Origin of the sequence: Klebsiella sp. MS 92-3, assembly GCF_000195655.1 — a bacterium.
Classification (GTDB): Bacteria; Pseudomonadota; Gammaproteobacteria; order Enterobacterales; family Enterobacteriaceae; genus Klebsiella; species Klebsiella pneumoniae.
Map to the genome: position 1 here is coordinate 1 of NZ_GL882833.1, position 7974 is coordinate 7974.

Genomic DNA, 7974 nt, shown 5'->3' on the forward strand with positions numbered 1-7974 from the left:
CCAACGCCCTTAGCGGCAACGAAAGCCGCGTTATCTCCTGTGCCTTTGCGGCGCTCTCTTCACCGAGATTGGCCTGATAGACCCTATCCTGCTGATCGATCATAAAGCTCATCACGCCGGTTTCACCCCAGGCTATCGGCCAGGCCAGCAAGGCGACGCTCTGGTCATCGCGACCGGCGATAATTCGAAAGCGATAGCCATGGTAGCCGCTACCGGGCACCGTCGGGCTAAAGGCCGGACCGAGCGGGCTTGGCGCTTCGCCCGGCGAAGTTGGCCAGTACAAGCCATCTTTTTTGCCTTCGCTACTGATGATTTTCTGCGCCCAGCGGTGGTTCAGATGATAATAATCCTGCTGGGCATCAACATAGGCATGCATGGCGGCGATCGCCGACAGCTCATTGCGGCCGATGGCGCGGGTGAGGATCTCCTCTTCGCCAGCGGCCATATTAAAGCGCCATCCCTCAGACGCTTTTACGATAGGCACGGGCAGACGCCATGCCTCGCTACCGACATCGAGCCAGGCTTTGTCACCCTGCTGGATGATGACATGTTTCACCTGCCAGTCGCGTTGAAAGCGATCGACGGCGGCAGGGTCGATCCCGTCCGTGGGTAAAAACTGCTGCCAGTTATCGCCGAGTACTTCGCTCAGCGCGGCTTCATTAGGCTGGCTGATCGCTTCGGCCAGCGCAGTTGCGGCCTGTTCCGGCGTGGCAAACTGCTGTTGGGCGAAGGCGGCAAGCGGCGACAGCATTAACGTAAACAGGGCAACGGATAATGGGTTTCTCATTCTGCTCATCCTTAGCGGCGACGCAGTTCATGGTGTTCGGAAAGACGTTCTCTGGCGCCCTCGCGTAACTCGCGGTTTACGCCGGATAACTGGCGGCTCTGCAGTCCTCGTTCCTGCTGCGCTTGCCAGGAGGGGGCGCGGCTTTCGTTGCCGCTAAGGGCGTTGGCGCGCAGATGGCTGAGCGTCTGCTGACGCTGGGCTGGCGTGGCGGACTGGAACTGCTGCCGGCGCTGCTGCTGCTGAGGTGTGCGGTTCTGCTCGTGGCTCCTGGCGGCTTCTCGACGCTGCTGTTGCTGCGGCGTGGGGGTTTTCAGCTGCGTTTTTGCCGCCTCGCGACGCTGCTGTTGGGTCGGCGTGCTGTCGTAACCGCGGTAATTACTGCGTTGGGTGGCTTGCTTCAGCTGCGCTGAGGCCGCCTGACGCTGGGCGTCGCGTGAGGTGTTGTTTGCCGCCAGGTTGCCCGCTGTGGCCGTCGGTACGTTATGCTGCAGCTGGGTCATCGCTGCCTGGCGCTGCGCTTCGCGATCGACTGGCGCATGTTGGGTCGCGCTCAGTCCGCCGGAAACGTTGGTCTGATGGAAGCGCTGAGCTACCGTATTATCGGGATACGGTGTGTGTCCGCGATAGGCAGGATTGTGCTGCCAGTTAACGTGGTTTCCCGGCAGGTTTTCTCCTGTTATATGATTGAAATTATTTACATTAATATTGATGTTATCGCCATTATGCGAGTAATCGCCGTGGTGGTAGTCGTCATCGTGATGGTGATGGTCATCATCATCCCAGTCGATACTGCTGAACAGCGCCCAGGTGGTGGCCACGCCGAGGCTGTACCCGAAGCCTTTGACGAAGCTATCGGTAAACTGCTCCCCGGGAGGGGGCGGCAGATAGACCGGCGGATAGGCGCTGTTCGGCCAGGTACCATAGACGGTGGAGGGGTTATAGCTGGGAACATAGACCACCTGTGGATTGGTCGGCTCTATTTTAATGACCTGCGTGGGCGCAGGCGCCGCTGTGTGGGCGGTTGCGGTTGCTGCCGTGCTGCTGCTGGCTGAAACCGGTGCGGCAGGGGTGACAATCACTTTCTGCTGCGGTGTGGATTTCAGCGTCCCGGTTTGTTGGGCAATGGCGCGCAGGCGCTGCACTGAATCCATCACATCATGCGGCTGGGCCAAAAACGCATTGCCAAGATTTTCCACCCAGGGCGGATTCTCGCCCATCATCGCCAGCAGGGCAGGGAAAGCGACAAGAGATTTGACGCTAGGGTCCCACGGCTGGCTGGCAACCGCCTGCACGGCCGCATCCCCTTTCATCGCGGGGTTATCCTGGGACCACTGGACCGCCTGCAGGACGTTGTCGGGATAAGTGGAGGCCATCAACACCTGCGACAGCAGGCTGTCCGGGTAGAGCGCGATAGGGGCGACCCACTGATCAATTTGCGCCTGGGTGTAAGTGGCGGCCACCGGCTGTGTCGTCGACGCTGCGGGCGCTGGCGCTTGCTGCGCAGGCGGTTCAGCGATCGTCGCTGGGGTTCGGCTTTGCACATAGAGTGTTCCTGCCGCCGCGAGTAAGCCAGCGCTACAGAGCAGGGCGATAATATGGGGTTTGAACGGCAGTGACATGGAAACTCCTGACCCAAAAAGTAACCCATCTCGCTAAAGTATCTGCGAAAACGGCGCGTTTGCTGAGGATAAGTAAGCGGGATGGCTTTTTATTGATTATTGTTGGGATCGGCCCGTGGCGTTGTACGCGGAAAGGGATTTTTGTCGTGGGATTTGAACAGAAAGCCTGCAATATCCTGCCCTTAACGATTCAGCTAAATTTTAATGTTGCTTTTTTGTAAACAGATTAACACCTTTCAAAATTCCTGCTATGCTGCCGACGCGGTATCGGGCATTTACCCTACAAACTGCTGTCTCACAGGAGCGTGAAGAAAATCGCCCAGCCACTAAATCCTTCAAGATGCGTCACGCGGCAAGCTAAGCCAGGACAGAGGCAGATTGATTGAAGACGTGTAGGCCGCATTATGACAATGAGAGCGAGGAGAACCGTCGTGCTAGAAGAATACCGTAAGCACGTAGCTGAGCGTGCCGCCATGGGGATTGTTGCCAAACCCTTAGATGCAACCCAAATGGCCGCGCTGGTAGAACTGCTGAAAAACCCGCCTGCGGGCGAAGAAGAATTCCTGTTAGACCTGCTGATTAACCGTGTACCGCCGGGCGTCGACGAAGCCGCCTATGTTAAAGCTGGATTCCTTGCCGCGATCGCCAAAGGCGAAGCGACCTCCCCCCTGGTTACCCCTGAAAAAGCCGTTGAACTGCTGGGCACCATGCAGGGCGGTTACAATATCCATCCGCTGATCGATGCGCTGGACGACGCGAAACTGGCGCCGATTGCCGCGAAAGCGCTCTCCCATACCCTGCTGATGTTCGATAACTTCTACGACGTGGAAGAGAAAGCCAAAGCGGGTAACGAGCATGCTAAACAGGTTATGCAATCCTGGGCTGACGCCGAGTGGTTCCTGAACCGTCCGCAGCTGGCAGAGAAAATCACTGTTACCGTCTTCAAGGTCACCGGCGAAACGAACACCGATGATCTCTCTCCGGCGCCGGATGCGTGGTCGCGCCCGGATATCCCGCTGCATGCGCTGGCAATGCTCAAAAACCCCCGCGAAGGCATTGAGCCGGATCAGCCGGGCGTGGTTGGCCCAATCAAACAGATCGAAGCCCTGCAGCAGAAAGGCTACCCGCTGGCCTACGTCGGCGACGTGGTCGGGACCGGTTCTTCACGTAAATCCGCCACCAACTCGGTGCTGTGGTTTATGGGCGACGATATCCCGAACGTGCCGAACAAGCGCGGCGGCGGCCTGTGTCTGGGCGGTAAAATCGCGCCAATTTTCTTCAACACCATGGAAGATGCGGGCGCGCTGCCTATCGAAGTTGATGTGTCTAACCTGAACATGGGCGACGTAATCGACGTTTACCCGTTCAAAGGCGAAGTGCGTAACCACGAGACCAACGAACTGCTGGCCAGCTTCGAGCTGAAAACCGATGTGCTGATCGACGAAGTGCGCGCCGGCGGCCGTATTCCGCTGATCATCGGTCGCGGTCTGACCACCAAAGCGCGTGAAGCGCTGGGCCTGCCGCACAGCGATGTCTTCCGTCAGGCGAAAGACGTGGCGGAAAGCACCCGCGGCTTCTCGCTGGCGCAGAAAATGGTTGGCCGCGCCTGCGGCGTTGCCGGTATCCGTCCGGGCGCTTATTGCGAACCGAAAATGACCTCCGTCGGTTCTCAGGACACCACCGGTCCAATGACCCGTGATGAGCTGAAAGACCTGGCGTGCCTGGGCTTCTCTGCAGACCTGGTGATGCAGTCCTTCTGCCACACCGCGGCCTACCCGAAGCCGGTTGACGTTACCACGCACCACACTCTGCCGGACTTCATCATGAACCGCGGCGGTGTTTCTCTGCGTCCGGGCGATGGCGTGATTCACTCCTGGCTGAACCGCATGCTGCTGCCGGATACCGTGGGTACCGGCGGTGACTCCCACACCCGTTTCCCAATCGGCATCTCCTTCCCGGCAGGCTCTGGTCTGGTGGCCTTCGCCGCCGCGACCGGCGTGATGCCGCTGGATATGCCGGAATCGGTGCTGGTGCGTTTCAAAGGTAAAATGCAGCCGGGGATCACCCTGCGTGACCTGGTCCACGCCATCCCGCTGTACGCCATCAAGCAGGGCCTGCTGACCGTGGAGAAGAAAGGTAAGAAAAACATCTTCTCTGGTCGCATCCTCGAGATCGAAGGTCTGCCGGATCTGAAAGTCGAGCAGGCGTTCGAGTTGACCGATGCCTCGGCGGAGCGTTCTGCCGCCGGCTGCACCATCAAGCTGAATAAAGAGCCGATCGTTGAGTATCTGAACTCCAACATCGTTCTGCTGAAGTGGATGATCGCCGAAGGCTACGGCGACCGCCGTACCCTGGAGCGTCGTATCCAGGGCATGGAAAAATGGCTGGCGGATCCGCAGCTGCTGGAAGCCGATGCTGACGCGGAATACGCGGCAGTGATCGACATCGATCTGGCGGATATTAAAGAGCCGATTCTGTGCGCGCCGAACGATCCGGACGATGCCCGCCTGCTGTCTGATGTGCAGGGCGAGAAGATCGACGAAGTGTTCATCGGCTCCTGCATGACCAACATCGGCCACTTCCGTGCCGCCGGTAAGCTGCTGGACAGCCACAAAGGCCAACTGCCGACTCGCCTGTGGGTGGCGCCGCCAACCCGTATGGATGCCGCGCAGCTGACCGAAGAAGGCTACTATAGCGTGTTTGGTAAGAGCGGGGCGCGTATCGAAATCCCTGGCTGTTCTCTGTGTATGGGTAACCAGGCGCGCGTGGCCGACGGCGCGACGGTGGTTTCCACCTCTACCCGTAACTTCCCGAACCGTTTAGGTACCGGCGCTAACGTCTATCTGGCCTCTGCCGAACTGGCAGCGGTGGCTTCGCTGCTCGGCAAACTGCCGACGCCGGAAGAGTACCAGACCTTCGTGGCGCAGGTGGATAAGACGGCGGAAGATACCTACCGTTATCTGAACTTCAACCAGCTGGATCAGTACACTGAAAAAGCTGACGGCGTGATCTTCCAGACCGCGGTGTAAACCATTCGGTCAGCCCGGCTGACCGTTTGGCGATAAACTCTCCAATGCCCGGTGAACATTGCATCAGCGGGCATTTTTATTTCCAAACCTCCCGCCCGCTACGCTTTTTTTCTTTCTGTCTGCTGCGATAATTACTGCATGGGTACAGTGCAGCGGTGACGCATTGCCCTTGCAGAGGAAAAGACTATGGATTACGAATTTCTGCGCGATATTACCGGAGTGGTAAAGGTGCGAATGTCGATGGATCACGAGGCGATCGGCCACTGGTTCAACGAGGAGGTGAAAGGCAATCTTGCTCTGCTGGACGAAGTGGAGCAGGCTGCGCGCACCGTGAAGGGCAGCGAGCGTTCCTGGCAGCGTGCCGGGCATGAATATACGCTGTGGCTGGATGGCGAAGAGGTGATGATCCGCGCCAATCAGCTGGAGTTTTCCGGCGACGAAATCGAGGAGGGGATGAGCTACTACGACGAAGAAAGTCTCTCTCTGTGCGGTGTTGAGGATTTCCTGCAGGTGGTCGCCGCCTATCGTGAGTTTATGCAGCAGCGTTAATGACCCCTTTTATGTCGGGTGGCGCAGAACCGTAGCCCTGCAAAGTGTAGCGTGAGCAGGGGAAATCCCGGGAGCGGCTAGCGCCTGACCCGGTCCACCAGGCGGCTAGCGCCTGACCCGGTCTACCAGGCGGCGCAGAACTACAGGCCCGGCAAGCAAAAGCGCCGCCGGGCATTTCATAGATTACACGGCAGGAATATTGCGGCCGTAGTAAATCTCGCGCATCTCTTTCCATAGCAGGTCGGTAATGACCTTGCGCTCTTCGGCAGTCAACTCTTCCGGTCGGGTATGGAACATGTAGTGCTTAAGGTCGAACTCCTTGAGCAACATTTTGGTATGGAAGATATTTTCCTGATAAACGTTGACGTCGACCATGTCATACAACGACTTCATATCGTCGGACATAAAGTTCTGAATCGAATTGATTTCATGATCGATAAAATGCTTCATCCCATTGATATCGCGGGTAAAGCCGCGCACACGGTAGTCAATGGTCACAATGTCCGATTCCAGCTGGTGAATCAGATAGTTCAGCGCTTTAAGCGGGGAAATGACGCCGCACGTTGAAACTTCGATATCGGCGCGGAAGGTGCACAGGCCGCCCTCCGGATGGCTCTCCGGGTAGGTATGCACGCAGATATGGCTCTTATCGAGATGGGCGACCACGGTTTCCGGTAGCGGGCCAGGATGTTCGGTCTGGTCAATCAGCTTGGGATCGACAGGCTCTTCGCTGACCAGAATGGTCACGCTGGCGCCCTGGGGTTCATAATCCTGACGGGCGATATTCAGGATATTGGCGCCAATAATAGAACAGGTTTCTGTCAGGATCTCCGTCAGGCGATTGGCATTATAGAGTTCGTCGATATAGGCGATGTAGCCGTCGCGCTCTTCTGCCGTTTTGGCGTAACAGATATCGTAGATACAAAAACTCAGGCTTTTGGTCAGGTTGTTAAAGCCGTGCAGCTTCAATTTTTTCAATTTAGTTCACCCCCTTATTTCGCGTCACGGTGCGGACAGAGCATCATGCAGATATTGTGGTAAGGCGAAGGCCGCCGTATGGATTGCCGGATTGTAGTAACGGCAGGTCAGGTTGGCTTTGTGAAAGCGCGCCTGAATGATTTCGCTGGAGAGATGGCGCAGCGCCTCATTGTCGCTCGCCCAGGCAAAGGTCATGATCCCGCCGTAATAGGTTGGAATTGCCGCCTGGTAGAAGCTGACGTCGCGAAAATAGTGGCTTAGCTTGCGATGGCTGCCTACCGCTTCATCCTGTTGCAGGAAGCAGACGCCATTCTGGGCAACAAAGATCCCACCCGGGTTCAGGCAGCGTTTGCAGCCTTCATAAAAAGCCGAGGTGAACAGGCTTTCTCCCGGGCCGATAGGGTCGGTACAGTCCGAAATGATCACGTCAAACGTTTGCGTCGTCTGTTTAACAAAATTGACGCCATCATCAATCACCAGCGTAAAGCGCGGATCGTCATAGGCGCCGGCGTTATGGTTCGGCAGGTACTGGCGGCAGAATGAAACTACCCCGGCGTCGATTTCCACCATGGTGATGGTTTCGATGCTACGGTGACGAGAGACTTCGCGCAGCATCGCGCCATCGCCGCCGCCAATGATCAACACATGCTTCGCGTTGCCGTGAGCCAGCAGCGGCACATGGGTCATCATTTCGTGATAGATGAACTCGTCGCGTTCGGTGGTTTGTACGACGCCATCCAGCGCCATCACCCGGCCAAAGGCGCGGTTATCAAAGATGATCAGATCCTGATGATCGGTTTTTTCGTGGTACAGCACGTTATCAACGCTAAAATACTGACCAAAATGGTCATGCAGCGTTTCATGCCACAGTGGATTATCGGCCACGATAAGGCTCCTCCTTCGTTAACATCTGTTACACCCGTAAAACGAGTGCAACATCATAGACAACTATAGATGAGGATGCACGGCGGTTATTGCAGCAATGAGGCAGGAATAACAGCCACCCCCCCCC

Annotated in this window: 6 protein-coding genes; 2 read left to right on the forward strand and 4 right to left on the reverse strand. The window is 57.1% G+C overall.

Features of this window, described 5'->3' with window-relative positions; all coding sequences use genetic code 11:
- Together HMPREF9538_RS08485 and HMPREF9538_RS08480 are read right to left on the reverse strand one after the other, a co-directional pair.
- A partial coding sequence (locus HMPREF9538_RS08485) for a DUF2950 family protein (protein WP_032457193.1) occupies positions 1-787 on the reverse strand: 787 nt, incomplete at its 3' end.
- 11 nt (positions 788-798) lie between these two features.
- Entirely contained in the window at positions 799-2406 is a 1608-nt protein-coding gene (locus HMPREF9538_RS08480) for a DUF3300 domain-containing protein (RefSeq protein ID WP_009485699.1), read from the reverse strand.
- 431 nt (positions 2407-2837) lie between these two features.
- Between HMPREF9538_RS08480 and acnB the strand changes: the two genes are divergently transcribed.
- Together acnB and yacL are read left to right on the forward strand one after the other, a co-directional pair.
- The gene (gene acnB, locus HMPREF9538_RS08470) at positions 2838-5435 is read left to right on the forward strand and encodes a bifunctional aconitate hydratase 2/2-methylisocitrate dehydratase (protein ID WP_002888735.1); all 2598 of its coding nucleotides are present in this window, start codon (positions 2838-2840) and stop codon (positions 5433-5435) included.
- Positions 5436-5621: 186 nt separating this feature from the next.
- Positions 5622-5984 carry a protein YacL gene (gene yacL / locus HMPREF9538_RS08465; protein ID WP_002888737.1) on the forward strand — a complete coding sequence of 121 codons (363 nt, stop codon included), beginning with the start codon at positions 5622-5624 and terminating at the stop codon, positions 5982-5984.
- Between the two features lie 183 nt (positions 5985-6167).
- On the opposite strand, the gene speD is transcribed toward yacL, so the two are convergent.
- Complete coding sequence (gene speD, locus HMPREF9538_RS08460; RefSeq protein WP_002888739.1) at positions 6168-6962, reverse strand: adenosylmethionine decarboxylase; 795 nt, start codon at positions 6960-6962, stop codon at positions 6168-6170.
- Positions 6963-6986: 24 nt separating this feature from the next.
- Positions 6987-7847 (reverse strand): polyamine aminopropyltransferase, encoded by an 861-nt coding sequence (speE, locus tag HMPREF9538_RS08455; RefSeq protein ID WP_009485702.1) that lies wholly within the window; start codon positions 7845-7847, stop codon positions 6987-6989.
- Positions 7848-7974: the final 127 nt, after the last annotated feature.

Bases quoted from the DNA above. Each gene is read 5' to 3' on its own strand.
- yacL (WP_002888737.1), top strand. From the start codon at position 5,622: ATGGATTACGAATTTCTGCGCGATATTACCGGAGTGGTAAAGGTGCGA.
- HMPREF9538_RS08480 (WP_009485699.1), bottom strand. From the start codon at position 2,406: ATGTCACTGCCGTTCAAACCCCATATTATCGCCCTGCTCTGTAGCGCT.